This is a genomic window from Streptomyces griseus subsp. griseus (genome assembly GCF_000720255.1).
Taxonomy (GTDB): Bacteria; Actinomycetota; Actinomycetes; order Streptomycetales; family Streptomycetaceae; genus Streptomyces; species Streptomyces griseus_I.
In genome coordinates this window covers 1-18848 of record NZ_JOJE01000019.1, presented here as the reverse complement: position 1 = coordinate 18848, position 18848 = coordinate 1, and the positions used below count along the sequence as shown (strand labels likewise).

General features: G+C 69.0%; 21 protein-coding genes and 7 pseudogenes. 12 read left to right on the top strand and 16 right to left on the bottom strand.

Translation table 11 applies throughout. From position 1 onward, the window contains the following. Positions 1-64 precede the first annotated feature (64 nt). A complete protein-coding gene (locus IG99_RS24865; RefSeq protein ID WP_037677328.1) occupies positions 65-1042 on the bottom strand; it encodes a quinone oxidoreductase family protein in 978 nt (325 codons plus the stop codon). Between the two features lie 148 nt (positions 1043-1190). Between IG99_RS24865 and IG99_RS24860 the strand changes: the two genes are divergently transcribed. Beyond that, the gene (locus tag IG99_RS24860; protein WP_037677326.1) at positions 1191-1535 is read left to right on the top strand and encodes an ArsR/SmtB family transcription factor; all 345 of its coding nucleotides are present in this window, start codon (positions 1191-1193) and stop codon (positions 1533-1535) included. Positions 1536-1612: 77 nt separating this feature from the next. Here IG99_RS24860 and dctA read toward each other — a convergent pair whose 3' ends face one another. Both dctA and IG99_RS24850 read right to left on the bottom strand, forming a co-directional pair. Then, positions 1613-3127 carry a C4-dicarboxylate transporter DctA gene (gene dctA / locus IG99_RS24855; protein ID WP_078947887.1) on the bottom strand — a complete coding sequence of 505 codons (1515 nt, stop codon included), beginning with the start codon at positions 3125-3127 and terminating at the stop codon, positions 1613-1615. Next, positions 3124-4242, bottom strand: coding sequence for a PrpF domain-containing protein (locus IG99_RS24850; protein ID WP_037677325.1), 1119 nt, complete (start codon positions 4240-4242; stop codon positions 3124-3126). Before IG99_RS24850 ends, dctA begins: the two co-directional genes overlap by 4 nt. Before the next feature lie 157 nt (positions 4243-4399). Between IG99_RS24850 and IG99_RS24845 the strand changes: the two genes are divergently transcribed. The 3 genes from IG99_RS24845 to IG99_RS24835 all read left to right on the top strand — a co-directional run bounded on the left by IG99_RS24845 (position 4400) and on the right by IG99_RS24835 (position 6769). After that, positions 4400-5299, top strand: a complete 900-nt coding sequence (locus tag IG99_RS24845; protein ID WP_037677322.1) for a LysR family transcriptional regulator — start codon at positions 4400-4402, stop codon at positions 5297-5299. Positions 5300-5513: 214 nt separating this feature from the next. Further along, positions 5514-5894, top strand: coding sequence for a hypothetical protein (locus tag IG99_RS50485; RefSeq protein ID WP_037677320.1), 381 nt, complete (start codon positions 5514-5516; stop codon positions 5892-5894). Then, complete coding sequence (locus IG99_RS24835; protein WP_037677318.1) at positions 5843-6769, top strand: alpha/beta hydrolase fold domain-containing protein; 927 nt, start codon at positions 5843-5845, stop codon at positions 6767-6769. The genes IG99_RS50485 and IG99_RS24835 overlap by 52 nt, the downstream gene beginning before the upstream one ends. Positions 6770-6845: 76 nt before the next feature. Here IG99_RS24835 and IG99_RS24830 read toward each other — a convergent pair whose 3' ends face one another. From IG99_RS24830 to IG99_RS50475, 5 genes and pseudogenes are all read right to left on the bottom strand, one after another. Next, complete coding sequence (locus IG99_RS24830; RefSeq protein WP_037677315.1) at positions 6846-7238, bottom strand: MerR family transcriptional regulator; 393 nt, start codon at positions 7236-7238, stop codon at positions 6846-6848. A 29-nt stretch (positions 7239-7267) separates the two neighbouring features. Beyond that, positions 7268-8317, bottom strand: a complete 1050-nt coding sequence (locus IG99_RS24825) for an NADP-dependent oxidoreductase (protein WP_078947886.1) — start codon at positions 8315-8317, stop codon at positions 7268-7270. Positions 8318-8357: 40 nt separating this feature from the next. Further along, a pseudogene (locus tag IG99_RS50480) lies at positions 8358-8474 on the bottom strand (DUF5995 family protein); the annotation flags it as partial. Between the two features lie 150 nt (positions 8475-8624). Further along, positions 8625-9041 (bottom strand): pyridoxamine 5'-phosphate oxidase family protein, encoded by a 417-nt coding sequence (locus IG99_RS24820; RefSeq protein WP_037677313.1) that lies wholly within the window; start codon positions 9039-9041, stop codon positions 8625-8627. A gap of 329 nt (positions 9042-9370) precedes the next feature. After that, a complete protein-coding gene (locus tag IG99_RS50475) occupies positions 9371-9499 on the bottom strand; it encodes a WCX domain-containing protein (protein ID WP_234311944.1) in 129 nt (42 codons plus the stop codon). A gap of 298 nt (positions 9500-9797) precedes the next feature. Here IG99_RS50475 and IG99_RS50470 point away from each other — a divergent pair. From IG99_RS50470 to IG99_RS24810, 3 genes and pseudogenes are all read left to right on the top strand, one after another. Next, positions 9798-10053 (top strand): annotated as a pseudogene (locus tag IG99_RS50470) (carboxypeptidase regulatory-like domain-containing protein); the annotation flags it as partial. A gap of 143 nt (positions 10054-10196) precedes the next feature. Beyond that, on the top strand, positions 10197-10457 hold the full coding sequence (locus IG99_RS51695; RefSeq protein WP_324606140.1) for an AsnC family protein: 261 nt from the start codon (positions 10197-10199) through the stop codon (positions 10455-10457). Beyond that, entirely contained in the window at positions 10438-11253 is an 816-nt protein-coding gene (locus tag IG99_RS24810; protein ID WP_324606139.1) for an Lrp/AsnC family transcriptional regulator, read from the top strand. The genes IG99_RS51695 and IG99_RS24810 overlap by 20 nt, the downstream gene beginning before the upstream one ends. A 93-nt stretch (positions 11254-11346) precedes the next feature. On the opposite strand, the pseudogene IG99_RS50465 reads toward IG99_RS24810, so the two are convergent. Together IG99_RS50465 and IG99_RS24805 are read right to left on the bottom strand one after the other, a co-directional pair. Continuing rightward, positions 11347-11462 (bottom strand): annotated as a pseudogene (locus tag IG99_RS50465) (helix-turn-helix domain-containing protein); the annotation flags it as partial. A 1-nt stretch (position 11463) separates the two neighbouring features. After that, positions 11464-12258 carry an alpha/beta fold hydrolase gene (locus IG99_RS24805; protein WP_037677311.1) on the bottom strand — a complete coding sequence of 265 codons (795 nt, stop codon included), beginning with the start codon at positions 12256-12258 and terminating at the stop codon, positions 11464-11466. 36 nt (positions 12259-12294) lie between these two features. Between IG99_RS24805 and IG99_RS24800 the strand changes: the two genes are divergently transcribed. Further along, the gene (locus tag IG99_RS24800) at positions 12295-12915 is read left to right on the top strand and encodes a TetR/AcrR family transcriptional regulator (RefSeq protein ID WP_037677309.1); all 621 of its coding nucleotides are present in this window, start codon (positions 12295-12297) and stop codon (positions 12913-12915) included. A gap of 275 nt (positions 12916-13190) precedes the next feature. Then, entirely contained in the window at positions 13191-14369 is a 1179-nt protein-coding gene (locus tag IG99_RS24795; RefSeq protein ID WP_037677308.1) for a Cmx/CmrA family chloramphenicol efflux MFS transporter, read from the top strand. Positions 14370-14569: 200 nt separating this feature from the next. On the opposite strand, the pseudogene IG99_RS24790 reads toward IG99_RS24795, so the two are convergent. After that, positions 14570-14907, bottom strand: a pseudogene (locus IG99_RS24790) (transposase); the annotation flags it as partial. Positions 14908-15063: 156 nt separating this feature from the next. Between IG99_RS24790 and IG99_RS24785 the strand changes: the two are divergent. Further along, positions 15064-15285, top strand: a complete 222-nt coding sequence (locus tag IG99_RS24785) for a hypothetical protein (protein ID WP_037677306.1) — start codon at positions 15064-15066, stop codon at positions 15283-15285. Positions 15286-15301: 16 nt separating this feature from the next. On the opposite strand, the gene IG99_RS52025 is transcribed toward IG99_RS24785, so the two are convergent. The 3 genes from IG99_RS52025 to IG99_RS24770 form a co-directional block, all read right to left on the bottom strand. After that, complete coding sequence (locus IG99_RS52025) at positions 15302-15526, bottom strand: hypothetical protein (RefSeq protein WP_394298046.1); 225 nt, start codon at positions 15524-15526, stop codon at positions 15302-15304. A gap of 303 nt (positions 15527-15829) precedes the next feature. Then, positions 15830-16342 carry a DinB family protein gene (locus IG99_RS24775; protein ID WP_037677304.1) on the bottom strand — a complete coding sequence of 171 codons (513 nt, stop codon included), beginning with the start codon at positions 16340-16342 and terminating at the stop codon, positions 15830-15832. A gap of 77 nt (positions 16343-16419) precedes the next feature. Then, complete coding sequence (locus IG99_RS24770; RefSeq protein WP_078947885.1) at positions 16420-17430, bottom strand: aminoglycoside phosphotransferase family protein; 1011 nt, start codon at positions 17428-17430, stop codon at positions 16420-16422. Between the two features lie 102 nt (positions 17431-17532). Between IG99_RS24770 and IG99_RS24765 the strand changes: the two are divergent. Together IG99_RS24765 and IG99_RS24760 are read left to right on the top strand one after the other, a co-directional pair. Continuing rightward, positions 17533-17682 (top strand): annotated as a pseudogene (locus tag IG99_RS24765) (IS481 family transposase); the annotation flags it as partial. Beyond that, positions 17679-18074, top strand: a pseudogene (locus IG99_RS24760) (transposase family protein); the annotation flags it as partial. The pseudogenes IG99_RS24765 and IG99_RS24760, both read left to right, overlap by 4 nt. 36 nt (positions 18075-18110) lie before the next feature. On the opposite strand, the gene IG99_RS24755 reads toward IG99_RS24760, so the two are convergent. After that, a complete protein-coding gene (locus IG99_RS24755; protein WP_234311943.1) occupies positions 18111-18326 on the bottom strand; it encodes a Rid family hydrolase in 216 nt (71 codons plus the stop codon). Between the two features lie 39 nt (positions 18327-18365). Beyond that, a pseudogene (locus tag IG99_RS24750) lies at positions 18366-18848 on the bottom strand (transposase); the annotation flags it as partial.

The following is an 18848-nucleotide window of genomic DNA, read 5'->3' as shown; positions in this document are numbered from 1 at the left end:
CGCCTCGGATTCAGCGCACGCATCGTCGAGGACTACGACGGTCCCGGCAGGTGCTGGGGGCCCCTCAGTCGGCCACCCTCAGCAGCAACTTGCCCGTCGACCTGCGCCCGCCCATCAGCCGGTGGGCCTCGGCCGCCTCCACCAGCGGGAACTCCGCGGTGATCGGGAGGCTGACGGTGCCGTCGGCGACCGTACGGAAGGCTCGCTCGGCGAGTGCCCGCAGCGCCTTGGGGGCCGTCTGTGCGAGGGTCAGGATGGAGAAGCCCCCGACCGAACGGCCCTGCGCGTAGAGCTGGGGCTGCCCGACCTGCCACGGCTCTTCGCCGCTCGCGTTCCCGAAGGAGACCAGGCGTCCGAAGACGGCGAGGGCGTCGAGGCCGCGGCGGAGAGTGTCGCCACCGACCGGGTCGAGGACCAGGTCGACACCACTGCCGTCGGTGGCGCGGCGGACGTCGTCGAGGAAGGTGTCGGTGGTGAACACCTCGTCGTAGCCGTGCTTGAGGGCGTGGTCGGCCTTGGCCGCGGACGAGACCACGCCGTACACCGCGCCGGCGCCCGCCGCCCGGGCCAGCTGCCCGGCGACCGTGCCGATGCCGCCAGCGGCGCCGTGCACCAGAACGCTCTCTCCGGCTCGCAGCCGTCCCACCTCGTGGAGAAGGGCGTGCGCGGTCGGCACCACGGTGGGGAGCGTGGCCGCGGTCCGCAGGTCCAGGCCCTGGGGGAGGGGGAAGACGGTGGCGATGTCGGCGACCACGACCTCCGCGTAGGCGCCACTGTTGACGAGTGCCGCGACCTCCTGCCCCGGATACAGCCCCTCGACGCCGTCGCCGACGGCCCGGACTCGTCCGGAGACCTCCAGGCCCGGGCGGAACGGCAGCGACCCCACGCGGTAGCCGTCGGCGCGGGCCTTGAGGTCGGCGAAGTTCACGCCCACGTAGGCGGCGTCGATGCTCACCTGGCCCGACCCCGGCTCGGGGGTGTCGGCCTGCACGATCTTCAGCACCTCGGGGGCGCCGTACTCCTGGAACTCGATTGCACGCATGGGCGGAACGCACCCTTCGACGGCTGCTCGGACGAGTGTTCAATGAAAAGCGAACACTGGGACTGTAAGATATTCATCGAACACTGTGCAAGCGCCCGCTTTGAATTCGTGGCATCGCGGCAGTGATACGCACGACAAGGGGGAGGACATGTCGAACCAGGTCGAGGGCGGCAGTCATCGGGCGGCGCCGGTCCACACCCATCCCGAGGACGTGTCCGTCCTCACCGCGCTGTCCGCGCTCGCCGACCCCGTCCGCGTCCAGCTCGTCCGCGAGCTCGCGGGCTCTCCTGACTGGACCCGCAGCTGCGGCAGCTTCGACGTGCGCGTCGGGAAAGCCGCCAAGAGTCACCACTTCTCGGTGCTGCGCGGCGCAGGCCTGGTCGAGCAGCGCGACGAGGGACCCAAGCGGGTCAACCGCCTGCGCCGCGAGGAGTTCGACGCGCGCTTCCCGGGTCTGCTCGACCTGGTCCTCCGCGCCGACGGCACTGACTGACGCGCCGGGTGCTCTGATCGCGAGAAGGGGCCGGTCCGGGGTGCGGGCTCCGAACCGGCCGCGGGGTGCGGGCTGGGTCAGCCTGCGGTGGGCACCGGGGCACGGTCCGGTTCGGCCACTGCCTCCACGCCGGGTTCCACGACTCCCTCGGTCTCCACGACTCCCTCGGTCTCCACGACTCCCTTGGTCTCTTCGACTTCCTCGACCTCTTCAACCCCCTCGTGCTTCACGCCGTGCGCGGGACCGGTCCGCGGGCCCGAGGTGCGGTCGGCCGCGAATGCCGAGGTGTACGGGATCTCACCCCGCAGGACGGCCCTGGCACGCTCCTCGTCGAGTTGGCCCTCCCACTTGGCCACCGCCAGCGTGGCGACGCCGTTGCCGACCACGCTGGTCAGGGCGCGGGCCTCGGACATGAAGCGGTCGATGCCGAAGATGAGCGCCAGCGCGGCGACGGGCACGTGTGGAACGGCGCTGAGGGTGGCGGCCAGGGCGATGAAGCCGGAGCCGGTGACCCCGGCGGCGCCCTTGGAGGTGAGCAGCATGACGGCGAGCATCGACAGTTGCTGGGTGAGGCTGAGGTCGATACCGAGGGCCTGGGCGAGGAAGACCGAGCCCATGGTCAGGTAGATCGCGGTGCCGTCGAGGTTGAAGGAGTACCCGGCGGGCAGCGTGATGCCGACAACGGGCTTGGAGGCGCCCGCGTGCTGCAGCTTGGCCATCATGCGTGGCAGCACCGGCTCGCTGGACGAGGTGCCCAGGACGATCAGCAGCTCTTCCTTGATGTAGCGGAGGAAGGGCAGCAGACGCAGGCCGTTGACGCGCATGACTGTACCGAGGACGACCAGGACGAAGAACAGGGCGGTGAGCCAGAAGGAGCCGACCAGCAGGAACAGGTGACGCAGGGTGTCCAGACCGTAGTTGCCGATGGTGAAGGCCATCGAGCCGAAGGCGCCCATGGGGGCCAGTCGCATGATCCAACGGATGAGCGTGAAGAGGACCTTGGACAGCTTCTCGACGCCTTCGGTGATCCCCGCGCCCGCCTCGCCCGCGGCGTTCAGGCCGAAGCCGAACAGAACCGAGATGAGAAGCACCGGCAGGATCTCGTGGCCGGTCAGCGCGCTCGGCAGGGTGTCCGGAATCATGGAGAGGACGAACGCGGTGACGCTCTCGTGGCTCTGGGTCGCCTCCGGCGGCAAGCCCTCGGCGGAAAGGGTGGACGGGTCGACGTGCAGTCCGCTGCCGGGCTTGACGATGTTGACGACGACCAGGCCGATCACCATGGCGACGGTGGTCAGCACCTCGAAGTAGATCAGCGCCTTGAGGCTGACCCGGCCGACGGCGCGCGCGTTGCCCATGGAGGCGATGCCGTGCACGACGGTACAGAAGATGACCGGCGCGATCATCATGCGGACCAGCGCGATGAAGCCGTCGCCCAAGGGCTTCAAGTCGGCTCCGAAGGACGGCCAGAGCCAGCCGACGGCGGCGCCGGCGAGGACGCCGACCAGGCACTGGACGTACAGCAGGGACAGCAGTCGGCGTAGGCGGCCGGGTGGAGCGGTGACGGTACCCGGGGCGGCGACGTTGCGGCTCATGCGGGGCGTCCTTCCAGGACGGGAACGAGGAGTTCGGCTCGGGCGATACGGCGGGCGGCGCGGTGCAGCAGCACCGTGGGGGACGCGTCGTCCGCGGCGGGGACGGCCCGGGCGGTGATGACACCGGCCGGGGTGCCCAGACGGAGCGTGCCGTCGGCGGTCTGCCGGGCGACGCGGTGGGCGAGGGTGCCGGGGATGGCGGCTGCCGTGGCCAGCGCGACGGCGGAGGTGAGACCGATCGCCGGGTGCGGGGCGTGCATCGACACCATGCGGACGGCCAGGTCGTACTCGTCCTGTCCGACCGGGATGTCGTCGGTGGTGCGGTAGGCGGCGGGGCGGGCGACGACGCCGACCTTCGGGACGGCGTGGCCGACCGGATCGCTCTCCTTGGACAGGCCCATGGCCAGGGCGGCCTGACGGCGCAGCACGGTGAGAGCGGGTACGGCCGCGGCGAACTCGGCCAGGGGTTCGGTGCCTTGCAGACCGAAGGCCTTCGCCTCGAACAGCGCGGCAGGGGCACCGGCGTCGACCAGGGACGCCTCGACCTGACCGGCGGGCCCCGTCAGGGTGTCCAGGGCGCGGCCCGTCGGCAGGGCGAGCCCCGTGGTCGAGCCCGCCGGGTCTTCGAAGCCGAGCAGGACCGGCACCCCGAGCGCGGCGGTGCCCGGCACTGCGGCCCTGCCCTCGTCAGGTGCCGTATGCCCCGGGGTCGGGATGGTGCCGGTGAGGCGGGCCCCGGTGTTGACGTTGAGCATCCGCACCGTGGTGGACTCCGACGCGACCGGCACCAGGCCGTGGTGGACGGCGTACAGGGCGACGGCCGTGGCGCAGTTGCCGCAATTGCTGGTCCATTCCACGCGCTCGTCACCGATACCGACCTGTGCGAAGGCGTACTCGACGTCGATGCCGGGCGCGGTGGACGTCCGGACGATCGCGGCCTTCGAGGTGGTGGAGGAGGCGCCGCCGACGCCGTCGATCTGGCGGGGGTCGGCGGCGTTGTAGGCGGCGAGCAGCAGGGTGTCGGGATCCACGCCGGTCGCCACCACGTCGTGGTGGTCGAAGATCCAGCACTTGCTGGTACCCCCGCGGATCATCTCGCCCTGCAGACGCAACACAACAGACTCCTCGTGGAAGCCCCGACGGCACTTCCGTGCGGGGATGCGATCCACAGTGGGCTCGAAGAGCGTGAAGTACAATCTCGGAAATATGCACGGGCCTTAAGCTGAAATTAACGCTGGAACTGACACTGGGATTGACGCTGGAGGTGGCGCGATGCTCGACGTCCGGCGCATTCTGCTCTTCACCGAGGTCGCCCGCCGGAGCTCCGTGACCGCCACCGCACGGGCCCTCAACTACACGCCGTCCGCGGTGTCCCAGCAGGTCAGCCGCTTGGAGGCGGAGGCCGGTCAGCCCCTGTTGGAGCGCCATGCGCGGGGCGTCACACTCACCGACGCGGGGCGCGCGCTGGCCGAGCGCGGAGAGCGGATCGGGCGCGAACTGAAGGCCGCTGAGAACGAGTTGGCCGACTTCGCGGGACTGCGCGCGGGCACCCTGCGGGTCGGCACGTTCCCCACTGTCGGTGCCTCTCTCCTTCCTCGGGCCGTGATCGCCTTCCGGGAGGCGCATTCCGACGTACGGCTGACGGTGCGCAGCGCCCGCATCGCGGGGCTGTGGGCGATGCTGGAGAACCGGGAAATCGAGATGTCCCTGATGTGGGACTACGACTGGAACCGCATCGACCGCGAGGACATCGTCGTCACCGCACTCGCCGACGACCCGCCGGCCCTCCTGGTCGGCGAGGCCCACCCCCTGGCCGGCCGCCGCTCGGCCTCCCTCGCCGACTTCGCGAACGATCCCTGGATCACCCGCGCCGAGAACCACCCGGTGGCCGAAGCCCTCGCCCGCAGCTGCCGCTCGGCCGGCTTCGAGCCGCAGGTCGCCTACGAGGCCCACGACTACCAGGAGGCCCAGGCCATGGTCGCCGCAGGAATCGGTGTCGCCCTCGCACCCACCCTGGCCCTGGAGGGCATCCGAGCCGGCGTCAGCGTCCTGCCGCTGCAACCTCCCGCACCGGTACGCCGCATCCTCCTCGTCCGCATGAGCGACCACGTCCTCACCCCCGCCGCCCATGCGTTCGCGGGCTTCCTGCGTGACAGCGCCGGCGATCACTAGTAGTGCTTCGTGACGGAGGTGGCCAACGACTCGATCGAAGCCCGTACGCTCCCCGCGTCACGGAGATACGGGACGCCGCCGGGACCGTCTTCGCGAGCGACGTCTCCAGGGTGACGGTGCCGCCCGGTGAGCCGGCGACGGTCCGGGCAGCGCCTCTACGTGCCGTCCCCGGGCCCCGTGGAGCCCCGAGGCGCCGACGCTCTACGACTGCCATGTGGGCCTGGGGGACGGGGACGGGGACGGGGATCAGGTCACCTTCGGTATCCGCGCCCTGCAACTCGACCCCCGGCACGGCCTGCGCCTCAACGGCGAGACCGTCATGCTCCGTGGCGCCTGCGTCCACCGCGACAAGGACCACTTCGCCAGGACGCTGCCGGCGGTGCTGGACGGCCTGCAGATCCAGTGGACGCACGATCCCACGGTGAACATCGCGGCGATCGCCGAGACGTTCACCCGGATGCTGACCTCGTCAGGCGGTTCGGACGCGCGGGGAATACTTGTACGTGCTGGATTTTCGTCTACTGACGCCTCTGGGGAGCATCCATGCCACTCGATCCCTTCCTCGCCGAGAAGTTGCACCTTCTCGAAGGCCTGAGCTGGGAGGACGCCCAGAACGACCCGGAGGCCATGGCACGCTTGACCGAGTACTTCCGTGACCCCGGCGAGTGGCGCATGCCGGACGTCTCCATCGAGGACCGCACCGTCCCCGGCCCCCATGGCGCGGTCCCCGTCCGGCTCTACACCCCGCGCGACGAACCCCGCCGCGCACTGCTGTGGCTGCACGGCGGTGGCTTCATGGGCGGCGACACCGACATGCCGGAAGCGCATGTCGTGTCCGCCGAACTCGCCGCCCGAGCACAGGCGTTGGTGGTCTCCGTCGACTACCGCCTGGCCGTGGACGGCGTCCGCCACCCGATACCCGTCGACGACGCGCACGCGGCGTGGCTCTGGTTGGTGAGGGAGGGGCGGCCGGTGTCCGGTCCGATGGCACTCGGGGGCGCCAGCGCGGGCGCCGCCCTCGCCCTCTCCACGGCGATCCGCCTCCGCGACCAGGACGAACCCCGCCCGGACACCCTGCTGCTCGCCTACCCCTTCGTCCACTTCCCGACCCCGGCCCTGGACGACGATACGGCGGCCGGGATGCGGGACCTGCCGGCGCTCCTGCGGTTCACCACGGCGGGCATCGAGCACATGGTCCGCAACTACGTGGGCCGTCTGACCGACCTTCCCCCGGCCGCGATGCCCGGGGCGGCGAAGCTCGAGGGCCTGCCGACGACGGGCATCGTCCTCTCCGAGTACGACGATCTGCGGCCCTCCGGTGATCTGCTTGCCCGGCAGCTGGAGGAGTCCGAGGTGCCGGTCCGGACGTACCTCTCCGCGGGCATGCCCCATGGCCACCTGAACAGGAGCCCGGCCCTGAAGGAGGTCGACCGTTCGCTCGACTTTTTCTCGGCCATGCTTGGCGGATGACCGGCGGATGACCGGCGGATGACCTGCGGGGCCGCGTTGGAGCTGTCGGGTTCGAGAGCCGTGGGGAAGACAGCCGTCAGGCGGCCTCCTTCCGTGAGGCGTCATCGGGCGTCGCCAGCCACGGCATCCGGTGGACCAGGATGTCGTGCAGGCGTGTCAGAGCCGCGATCTTCTCTGCCAGTTCGGCCACCCGTTGCGCGCCGACGAGGTAGCCGTCGGAGCACGCGGGCGAGTACGCGAACACCTCGGGAAGGTCGGTGTCGAGGTAGCGCACGAAGGACTTGACGTTCTCGATGGTGAACCCGGAGGCCAGCAGGTCGCGGACGTTGCGGACCCGCGTCTCCGCGTTCGGACCGTAGACGCGGTAGCCCGAGGCTGTCCGCCCGGACTCCAACAGGCCCTGCTCCTCGTAGTAGCGCAGGGCTCGGGTGGTGGACCCGGTCCGTGCGGCGAGCTCGCCGATCAACACGTGACTGCCTCCTGTTCGATGCTTGGGAGTCAACTCCCGACCCGTACTACGGTCTTCCCGGTGAACCTGCCACGGACGAGATCGAGGAGCGCCCCGGGCGCGCTCCGCAGGCCGTCGATCACCGTTTCGTCGTAGACGAGGGAGCCGTCGCTCAGCCAGTCGCGGAACTGCCCGCCGAATTCCGCAGCGCGGTCCAGGTGGTCCCACAGGGTGAAGCCGCGGATGGTCAGGCGTTTGCCGAGGACGTTCAGGAGGTCCCCCGGGCCCTCGTCCGGACGGCCGGTGCTCTGCCGGCCCAGCGCTCCGCAGACCGCGATACGGCCATGTACGTTCATGACCTCGATGGCGGCGCGCAGTTGTTCGCCTCCCACGTTGTCGAAGTAGATGTCGATGCCGTCCGGTGCCGCTTCGCGCAGCCGGTCGAGCACCGGGCCGTCGTGATGGTCGAAGGCCGCGTCGAACCCGAGTTTCCCGGTGAGGTGGGCGACCTTGTCGGGGGAGCCGGCACTGCCGATCACCCGGCCGGCTCCCTTGAGCCGGGCGATCTGTCCCGCCATGCTCCCCGTGGCCCCGGCCGCGCTCGAGACGAAGACGGTGTCGCCGGGCCGCAGTTCCGCCGCTTCCATGAGTCCGACGTAGGCCACCAGGCCGAAGCCGAGGTGCATGGAGGGGCTCGGGTACGCCGCCTTGTCCACGCGGCGGAACGCACTCGTCTCGGCCACGGCGTACTCCCGCCAGCCGAGCCGATGAACCACCAACTCACCCTCCCTGACCGCCGGGTCCGACGAGGCGACCACCTCGCCGACGGCGTCCCCGTACATCACCTCTCCCACCTCGTAGGGTCTCATGGGCAGTCGCGCGTCGCCCCTGACCAGGGTGAGCATGCCGGGATCGAGCGACATGAACAGGTTCCGGACCACCACCTGGCCCACCGAGGGGCCGGGCACGCCGACCTCGACGACCTCGAAGTCGTCCGGGTGGGGCAGCCCGACGGGACGTGCGGCGAGCCGGACCTCCAGACCCGTGCGAGGCAGACGGGGGAACGCGGGCTGCGTGGTGCTTCTGGCGACTTGAGTCATGCCGCTGACGCTAGACATTGCCCCATACGTGAAGGTCAACTCACCCGGCCGGACGCTCGTGGATGGCCTCGCCCGGGCTGGTTCGCGCGGGGGCGGCGATGGCCAGGTCGAGGTTGATGTGCGCGTTCACGCCGAACAGCAGGCGCTGGACGACGGTGACTGGCCGCGCACCATCAGTCGCCGATCGCGTTAACCGACCGGGCGACGGGGCATTCGCTGTCGTCGAAGCGCGTTTGCCCGCCGAGTGCGGACGGGTCGTCGGTCTGGAGACCGGAACCGAGTCCTACCGCCTGGCCACAGCACACCATCACGGCGCCACGGAGTAACTGAGATCAGTCGCGGTGAGCGAGGCAGGCACCAAACGCAGCCACCTCGTGCCTCGTTCGCCCGGATCATCATGCAGGTAGTGCACGAAACGCTCGTCCCACAAGGCCTCGTCCCCACCCAAATAGCGGGCAAGCTTGCGCCGCCCCCTCGGCACATCAAAGGGTACGAGCTCAGCCTGGCCCCGAGCGATCACCTGCCGGACGCACCCCGTCGTGAGATCGCACTCGTCCACCACGAGGGCGACGTTCGGGTCACCCTTCACACGGTCGAACAACCGGGCCCATGGGCCGGTCAAGGTCCAGAAGGCTCCCTCTTCCCAAAGGAACCAGACAGGACGCACCGTCGGCCCGCTCGTCGCGATACGAGCGGTGAGCGGCTGCCGCAGGAAGCCATCCACATCAAAAGCAGAAGATTTCACATCCCCAATCTTCTGTTGGCCGCCGATCACTTCACCACCGACCTGCGACCTACGACCAAAGCCCCATGCGCCCCGAGCCCCAGACGCCCCGAGCCCCGGAGAAGAGGGCAAGCTTCCTCAAGGGGCCCGGCGCAGACCAACCCCTGGGCCACGTCACAACCACTGGGCTGGACGCCAGAGTCCGGTCCCCCCGTACAACGGTCGTCCGGTGGGGTGTCGGTGAAGGCGGCTGCTGCCTCGATGCGATCGAATGCGTGCCGTGCTGGTCAGATAGAGGTGGCGGGCGTCCGCGTGCCTCGGCTGTCTTGTCAGGTGTCCTGGCGGGGGGTGTAGAGAGCGGCGGTTGCGGCGGCTCTGCGGGCCAGCGCCTGGCGGAGGTCTTGGGGGGTGAGGACTTCGGCGTCGGGGCCGAAGGCGAGGAGTACCTCGGCGGCCACCAGGGAGCGGAAGCGTAGTTCGACCTTCGTCCAGCCCGGCTCGCCTTCGGGTTAGGCGGGCGGCTCGGCCGGGATGGGGGGCGCGAGGTCGGCTTCGTGGATGCGGAGGAACCTGGCCAGGATCTCGTTGCGGACGCGGGCGGTGATGGCGAGGGGGCGGGGATGTCATCGATGCGGCGGCGCAGGGTCTGCCACACGTCGGTCAGTTCCAGTCCGGCGCGGCGCCGGGCGGGCTGGTCGAGGACGGCGACGGACAGGGCGCGGTCGGTGCGGAAGAGGCGGGGGTCGCCGTCGTGGTCGGCTGGGGGGTGTCGTGCGAGCGGGCGCCGGCCACCAAGCCCTGGCCGATGCACGGGTGACGCTGGTGGACGCGGCCGGCAACGTGGTGGGCACCACGACCACCGGGCCGCGACGGTGCCTACGCCTTCACCGATCTGGACGCCGGAAGCTACTCCGTGATCGCCGTCGGGTATCCGCCCGTGGCCACCACGATCACCGTGGACGGCCGGGCTCCGGGCGACGTCCACATGGAGCTGGCTCATCCCGGCAACTGAATCGCGGTCCCGCCGACCGCTCGGACACTTAGCGGGTCCCGGCCCACCGGGCATGGGTGGCCTGATCCGGTACCGGGCGCCATCCGTGGGGACGGGAGCGCGCCCGGTGAGGCCCGGGCCCTTCCGGGTCGGGGCCCACACCGATGGCCGGGACAGCCGACGACGACGGGGGACCGTCCGGCCCCCGTGGTCGGATCATGTCACTGACATCCGCCTCGAACGCAGACACAACCGTGCACTCGCAGGTGCCCGACGCACTCGATCTGAAGCTGCTGCAGGCGTTGCAGCTGGACGGTCGGGCCCCGTTCAACCGGATCGCGGACGTCCTGGGCGTGTCCGACCGCCCGCCGCTTCCGCCGGCTGCGCACGACGGTGCAGTTGCGGGTGCTCGGCATCACCGATGAAAGCCGACTGGGCCGCAGCACCTGGCTCCTGCGCCTGCGCTGCACGCCCGACGCCGCCGAACAGATGGCGGGCGCGCTCGCCCGGCGCCCGGACACCGCCTACGTCAGCGTGATCTCCGGCGGTACCGAAGTGATGTGCGCGATGAAGCCCCGCACCCGGCAGGCCAGGGACGAACTCCTCCTCAACCGCCTCCAGCGCACCCCTCGTGTCACCTCGGTCAGCGCCCACTGCCTCCTGCACCACTTCTACGGGGGACCGCTCGGCTGGCTCAGCAAGATCAACGCCCTCAGCCCCGAGGAGCAGACCACCCTCAGCCCGCCGGCCATTGAACCGGCCACCGCTCCCGTCGTCCTGGACGACGCCGACGAAGCGCTGCTCGCCGTCCTCAGCCGTGACGGACGCGCCCCGCTCACCGAACTGCAGGCGAGCACGAACCTGCCGGAACCGGCGTTCAGACGACGCCTGGACCGCCTGCGTTCCACCGGAGTCCTCTACCTGGACGTGCAGTTCAACCACGAGCGCCTGGGCCACGACGTCGTCGCCATGCTCTGGCTCACCGTCGCCCCGTCTGCCCTCGCCGACGGCGGGCACACCCTCGCCACCCATCCCGAGGTGCGCTTCGCCGCGGCCATCACCGGCCAGGCCAACATCGTCGCCGCCACCCTCCACCCCAGCACCGGCGACCTGTACGCCTACCTCAGCGACAAGATCGGAGCCCTGGACGGAGTCCGCACCATCGAAACCACCCTCACCCTGCGAGAGGTCAAACAACTCACCTACGAACCTGCCCGCTGACTACGACTGACGTGGGATTCGGAGCCGGCGGTTGCCAGTCGAGCTGACCACTTGGGGTACGACGGAGGTATGCGATCTGCGCGCTCCGTCATGGGGAGTTGCGCTGGGCTGGTGACGTGGCGCGGAGGAACGGTCGTGGAGGCCGAGTTCGCCGTGACGGCGGTATCGGTTGACCCACTTCGACCGCAGGCGCGGGAGATGCCCATCTCATCAGATGGTGGCAAGGGTGTTGAGAAGCTGGCCGAGCTCTGCGGGCGCCTGGATGTGGCCCAGGTGGCCTTGGTCGGCGAGTTCATGGACGTCGGCGTGAGCAACGCGCTGCCGGATGTCGTCGAACGACGTTCCGTAGGGGGCCGCTCCGCGATTGCACTGACCGATGATCAGGTCGACTCGACCTGCCCGTCCCGCCATCACATCTGGAGGCACCGCCGCGTTCAGTGCGCCGAGCTCCGCGCGCACCGGTCCGCTCAAGCGGCGCAGGACTGCCCAACCGTGAGGGTCGGCTCGAAGGTCCTCGACATGCGCCGCGGAGAAACCGGAGATCTGCCGATTGACCATCTCGACGCAGCGGTCCCAGTCCGCAGCCTCCTCTGCGACCTTCAGGCCCGGCAGTGCGTGACGGCCGAACGGTCGCATCACCGGCTCATAGGCGATCACCTGCCGTATCGGACGCTTGTTGGCGGACAGCAACGCGATCAAGCCGCCGTAGCTCCAGCCGAAAAGCGCCCTCGTGCCGAACTCGTCAAGGACCGCGCCGAGGTCCTCGACCTCTGTTCGCAGCGAGTACGTGTCAGTCAGCGGCCCCGAGGGAGCGCGGCCTCGGCGGTTCACGACCACCACCGAAGGCCAGGCATCGATGGCGCCCGCGACGTGGCGCCACGTGTGCGCATCGCTCATCACGCCCGGGACGACGACGAGGCCCGGAGCATCCGGCTCCCCGTACACATCGACCGTGATCCAACTACCCCCGCCGACCGACAACCTCTTCTGGATCGTTTGCTCCATAAAGCAATTATGGAGCAAACGCTCTATAATGCAAGCGTGACCGAACGCACCCGGGGACGACCACGAGCCTTCGACCGCGACCGCGCGATCCTTGAAGCCGCCCGCCTCTTCTGGCGACGGGGCTACTCCGGCACCTCGACCCGCGCCCTGACCGCGGCCCTCGGGCTCTCCACCTCCAGCCTCTACGCCGCCTTCGGCAGCAAGGCCGGACTGTTCGAGGAAACGGTGCGGACCTATGCGGAGCGGTACCGCGAGATCTACCGGCAGGCTGTGTCTGAGAAGGACATCCGGACCGTCATCGAACGCATCCTTACCGACTCTGTCCACGAGTTCACCCAGCCCAGTGACGCGCATCCCGGATGCCTCATCAGCAGCGCGGTGATGACCGACAGCACGAGCACGCTCGACACCCATGCCTACTTCGCCGAACTGCACGGCTCGAACGATCAGATCCTCCTCGCACGCATCGAGCGAGCGATCCAGGACGGGCAACTGGCCGCCGGGACCAACGCAGCCGCCTTGACCGGGTTCGTCCAATCGGTCTGGCACGGACTGTCCGCGCGATCCAACCTCGGCGCGGCTCGCGAGGACCTGATCGATGCAGCGCGGCTTGCCCACAAGCTGATCTGCCGACAACTCGCGTCAACAACGTCCTGAACCGCGACAGTTGTTGCGGGACATGACGTTGGTGGCACAGGCCACGCCGGTGAAACCGAGGTGCCTCGATGGGTATTGGTCGGGTAGCGTGCGGGCCATGTCGAGTCCTGAGTCAGACAAGGTGGGGGCTTTTCGGTCACGCCGTCAGCCCCCTGAATCACTGACCTCGTAGCCCTGCCTCGCGCCGCGTTCTGCGGTGCGACGAGTGTGCCATTGGGGCTGGCCGCGGTGACGAGATGACCTTCTCGTGCTTCTCCACACCTCGGAGCCACTCGATGCCTTACCCGCTGTACCTGCTCGCCATGGCGGTCTTCGCCATGGGCACCTCGGAGTTCATGCTCGCCGGCCTCTTGCCGGACATCGCCTCGGATCTCGACCTCACGGTCGGGACAGCAGGCATGCTCACCCCGGCCTTCGCGATCGGCATGATCGTCGGTGCTCCCCTTGTGGCCGCGCTTGCCCGCAACTGGCCCAGGCGCTCCAGCCTTCTCGGGTTCATTCTCGCTTTCGCGGCAGCTCACGCCGTGGGTGCCATCACCACGAGCTTCCCGGTCCTGTTCGCTACCCGGGCCGTCGCCGCACTCGCGAACGCAGGGTTCCTTGCCGTCGCTCTGACGGCTGCCGCCACGCTGGTCTCGCCCGACAAGAAGGGACGTGCGCTGGCCGTGCTGCTGTCAGGCACGACGGTGGCCACGATCGCCGGTGTCCCTTGTGGGTCGGTACTCGGCACGTTGCTCGGCTGGCGGGCCACGTTCTGGGCTGTCGCCGCTCTCTGCCTGCCCGCAGCTCTCGGCATCCTGAAGGGGATCCCAGCGGGACGTGTGAAGGAAGAGGCGACTGGCGGGCCAACCTTGCGAACGGAACTCGCCCAGCTCAAACGTCCCCGGTTGATGCTGGTCATGCTGCTCGGTGCGCTGGTGAACTCGGCAACCTTCGCAAGCTTCACCTTCCTCGCCCCCGTTGTGACCGGCACCGCCGGGCTGACCGAGGTGTGGATCTCTGTCGCTCTGGTGCTCTTCGGTGCCGGTTCCTTCGTCGGCGTCACCGTCGCCGGGCGGCTGTCCGACCAGCGCCCCGCCCTGGTCCTCGCGGTCGGTGGTCCGCTGCTGCTCATCGGATGGCCAGCCCTGGCCATGCTGGCCGACGAGCCGGTCGCGCTGCTTGCCCTTGTGTTCTTTCAAGGCGCGCTGTCGTTCGCGCTGGGCAGTACGCTGATCACGCGGGTTCTCTACGAGGCGGCGCGAGCCCCCACCATGGCCGGCTCGTATGCGACCGCGGCACTCAACGTCGGCGCCACCGTCGGACCCCTCGCCGCCGCGACCACCCTCAGCACCGCAGCCGGGAACCTCGGGCCACTGTGGGCAAGCGGGCTCATGGTCGCTGTCGCGCTGCTCATCGCCTTCCCCCTCCGCACTGTGATCGCGGCTGGCCAAAGCACCGAGGTGCTCCAGTGACGCTTGCGAACGCCCCCTTGAACATCGAGGGACGCCAAAAGCTCGGCGAGCGCTGGCGCAGCCGCCCATCGCGCACGTGGCCGCCGAGGCTGGCGTCTCCCGCGCCTGCCTGTCCAAGTGGAAGAACCCGGTACGACCCCCACGGCGAGGCTGGGCTGCGGGACCGCTCCAGCGTTCCGCACTCCTCACCGACCCGGACGGGCCAGCCCGACCGACGCCTTGCCGCACTTGGGGAACGACACGTCGTCGATCACCCACACCTCAGGGCGGATCGCCTCGCTCAACCGCTCGGCGATCCGCCGCCTGACCGGTAACGGGTCCCACGGCGACTGGTTCACGAACTGCTTCAGGGCCTGCATGTTCCCGTCCGGCAGCCGCTCGGCCATCGGCTGGATCGACTTGCGCCGGCCGTCGAGCATCAGGCCCGCAGATAACACTCGCCCCACCGCCGCTGATCCCGGAGCGGCAACGACCCGAACACATCGGCAACGAACCCCGCCAACTCGCCCCGGAGCCGCTCCACTTCCCCCAACCTCACTCCAGGAAGCTGCCCACGATCAACCGTAATCACCCAACGTAACGAAGCACTATGAGGAATTGTCCGGTCGATCACAGTCTCGACTGCTCCGCGACCTGACGTACCCAGTCAGAAGTTAGCTGCTGACCAGGTGCTGGCAGGTCTTACGATGAGTCCGTGATTGATACTCCGGCGCATTGGACCGTGCGCCATTTCTCGCAGGCCAACCCGGCTGGCCCCGGCTGCGACAGCGTTCCGGCCCTCTTGCGACGGCAGGCAGACGCCATCGAGGCGTTGGGCCCGGCGGAGATCCAGCACGTGGTGATCGAGTCAGAGACGACCGAGCACGGCCCTTGGCGGTCGGGCACCGTCTACTTTCACCTGCCGGAAGACGAATGAGGACTGATCCTGACGCTCACGAGCGGAGCCAGATCACCAGTGCCGCGACGCTGGCGGTGCCGAGGTAGACATTGCGTCGCTTGTCGTAGCGAGTAGCCACGGCCCGGTGCTGCTTCAGCCGATTGATGGCCCGTTCAACGGTGTTGCGCTTCTTGTACCGCTCTTCGTCGAAGCCCGGTGGCTGTCCGCCGCGTGAGCCTTTGCGTAGACGGGCGGCCTGGCTGTCTGTCTTCTCCGGCATGGTGTGCCGATTTCCCCGTTGCCACAGGTACTCACAGCAGGGTCGGCTGCTGTAGGCGTTGTCGGCGGCGACGCTGTTGGGCGTTCTACGGGGCCTGCCCGGCCCGGGTTTCGGGACTCGGATCTTCTCCAGAACCGGTTGGAACTGGGTGCAGTCCCGCCCGCTGACCTGGTGTGACGATCAGAAACAAGGGGCGGCAGTGCCCGTCTGCGCTCAGATGGAGCTAGGTGTGGCGAAACCGCCATGCCGACGACCAGCGCCTACGCGCCGTCGTCGACAGGGTTAACACTGCCTGGGCCGGCGCTACACGCCGGTAGTGCCATCGATGCGTTCCCGGACCAAATCGGCGTGGCCGTTGTGGCGGGCGTACTCCTCGATCATGTGGACGTAGATCCAGCGAAGGCTGACGTCCTGCTCCATGAAGCGACCCGTATCGGTCAGAGCACGCTCGGCGCAGTTCTCACGGGCGCGGGCGATCTCCGTGTGCCAGGTGGCGAGGGCGTCGCTCAGGGTGGCGCCCTCAGCCACATCGAAACCACCGTCGGGGGCATCCGGGTCGGCCTGCGGGTCGTAGATGGGCGGAGCCTGTTCTCCGGCGAACACGCGGCGGAACCAATTCCGCTCCACCTCCGCCATGTGCTGGACCAGGCCGGTCAGTGTGAAGGCGGACGGCGGCACGGACGCCTCGGCGGCCTGCTCATCGTCCAGCCCCTCGCACTTCATGGCCAGTGTGGTGCGGTGAAAGTCGAGCCAGCTTTCCAGCGTCGTGCGCTCGTCGGCGTTCAGGGGCGGCATAGGGCGATCGATGGCACTCATCGGTTGATTATTGCCAGTGTCCGAAGCCGTCGACAGGCGGGCCTCACTACAGGGCGAAGCGACAAGCTGGCGGTCCGCTACGAGGCGACCATGCTTGTCGCTGCCATCAACGAGTCGTTGTGACGGACGCCCATTTCAGTGTTGAACACAGCGTTGCGGCGGAGCTGTTCTGCGCACCACCGGAAGTGCCCGTCGCGGTCGTCCAGGCCGAAGAGGTCGTAGGTGGTAAGGGCGTACGCGGCCTGATAGGCAGTGAGGGCCGCTGGCGCATAGCTGAGCTCGTGGGCGAAGAGCCGGGTGAGTTCCGCGGTGTGCTCCTCGGCGTGCGGCCCGTACATGTCCCAGATGGCAGCGGTGACGGCGGCCTCGAAGGCCGGGTCGCCTGCGGTCGTGTAAAAGCCGAAGTCGAGCACGGCGACGGGCCGGCCGGCCGCGTCGACATGGATGTTGGGCGGGACGAGGTCGCCATGGATCGCTGTCACCGGGGCGTCGGGGAGCGAGCGCAGTGCCTTCTGGGTGCGTGCAACCCCCGCGTCGAAGTCCGACACGTAGGCCGCCAGGGCGGCACCGTGCCGGGCTGCCGCCCGGGCGACCAGGGCCGCGAGTGCGTCGCGGAAGCAGTCGTGATCCCGCCACAGCGGACGGTCGTCACCCTGGACGGTCAACTGACGCATGGCGTCGGTGCCGGGCACGGACGCCAGGCCACGCAGAACGGTAAGGAGCGCGTCGTTGTGCTGGGTGGGCAGTTCGCGCCCATAGTCCGCGCGGGCGGAGCCGACCCGCATCGGGTCTCCGGGCAGCTCACGCTCGTACGTCACCAGGACGCCCTCGTGCTCCTCCACGTCGACGATCTGCGGGGTGGAGAACGGCAGCGGGTGCCGCGCAATGTCCGCGTATACCTGGCGGGTCAGATCGAAATCGGCTGGCGGCCGACCACTCCACACCTTGGCCGCCCGGCCCTGGCCCAGCCCGTAAACGACGCCCTCGACACCGCCACCGATCCGGCGGACACCTGTGTGTCCGCGGTCGGCGAAGTACGCAAGCCATGGGTCGGAGAGTGAGACTTTTGCATCCGGGATGTTCTCCATCCGGGTATTAGACCAGCACCAGCACCTGCACCGACCTGACCGGGCGCCGAGCCACGGCCAACCGTGCACGAGGTCGTTAGGACCGCCCAGCGCGCGAAGACCGCCGGTGCCAAGGACGGATATGTCTACCTGCACTCCGCCATTGACGGGTTCTCTCGTCCGACCCATACCGAGCACCTCCCCGACGAGAAGGCCGCCACCACCGTGGCGTTCTTCAGCCGCACCCGCGCGTTCTTCGCCGCCCATGGCATCGTCGCCACGGCGTGAACATCCAGGTCGTCACCGGTTCCGCCGGTGAAGTGCTGTGGATCTCGCCCGCACTGCCGGGCCGCACCCACGATGCCACCGCAGTCCGCACCCACCGCGTCATCCGGAGCTGCGAACGCCAAGGCGTCCGGATTCTCGCCGACAGCGCCTACCAGGGCGCCGGCCCCTGGGTCACCACCGGACTCAAACGCCCACCGGGCGGTGAACCCACCCTCGCCCAGCGCACCGTCAACCGGGCCCTGGCCGCGCCGAGAGCACCGGTCGGACGTGGCATGGCACGGCTGAAGTCCTGGCAGATCTTCCGCAGAGCCCGCATCAGCCTGGACCGCATGACCGTCATCACCAAAGCCGTCCTCACCCTGGAGAGACAACCCTGAAAACGCTCAGTGAAGGAAATCAGGCCGGCCTCCTGCCTATGGCTTCACGTCGAGACGCACGAGCGCGCCAATCTCCACGAGTTGGTCCGGCAGTGCCAAGTCGGAAATGCCCATGACCGTGCTGGCGGGCCTGTGCTCCCCGAAGTACTCGGCGTGGAGGCGTGCTGTCGTGTCGAAGTTCTCCCGCAGGTTCCTCACCAGCACCGTGGTCTCCACTGTCTGGCTACGCTCGGCCCCGAACTGCCTCAGCACCAGGTCCGGGACTGCTGCAGGGTTGGGTGACAGCGGGGTTTATGCAGCCAGGGCTGCGGCCGGGGTCATGATGGTCTCGTACTCGACGGGGGTCAATCGGGCCAGGCGTCTCTGACGCCGGCGTCGGTGGTAGGTGCGCTCGATCCAGGTGACGATCGCGATCCGCAGTTCCTGGCGGGTGGCCCAGGTACGGCGGTCGAGGACGTTCTTCTGCAGCAGCGCGAAGAAGCTCTCCATGGCCGCGTTGTCGCCGGCCGCACCGACCCGGCCCATGGAGCCGACCAGGTCGTGACGTGCGAGAACGGACACGAACGTCCGTGAGCGGAACTGCGACCCTCGACCGGAATGAACAATGCATTCGGCGACCTGGCCGCGACGGGCCACCGCGGATTCAAGGGCTCTCACCGCGAGGCTGGATTTCACCCGGGCGTCGATGGAATAGCCCACGATGCGGCCCGATTACACGTCCTTGACGGCACACAGGTACAACGTGCCCTCGCCGGTTGCGTGCTCGGTGATGTC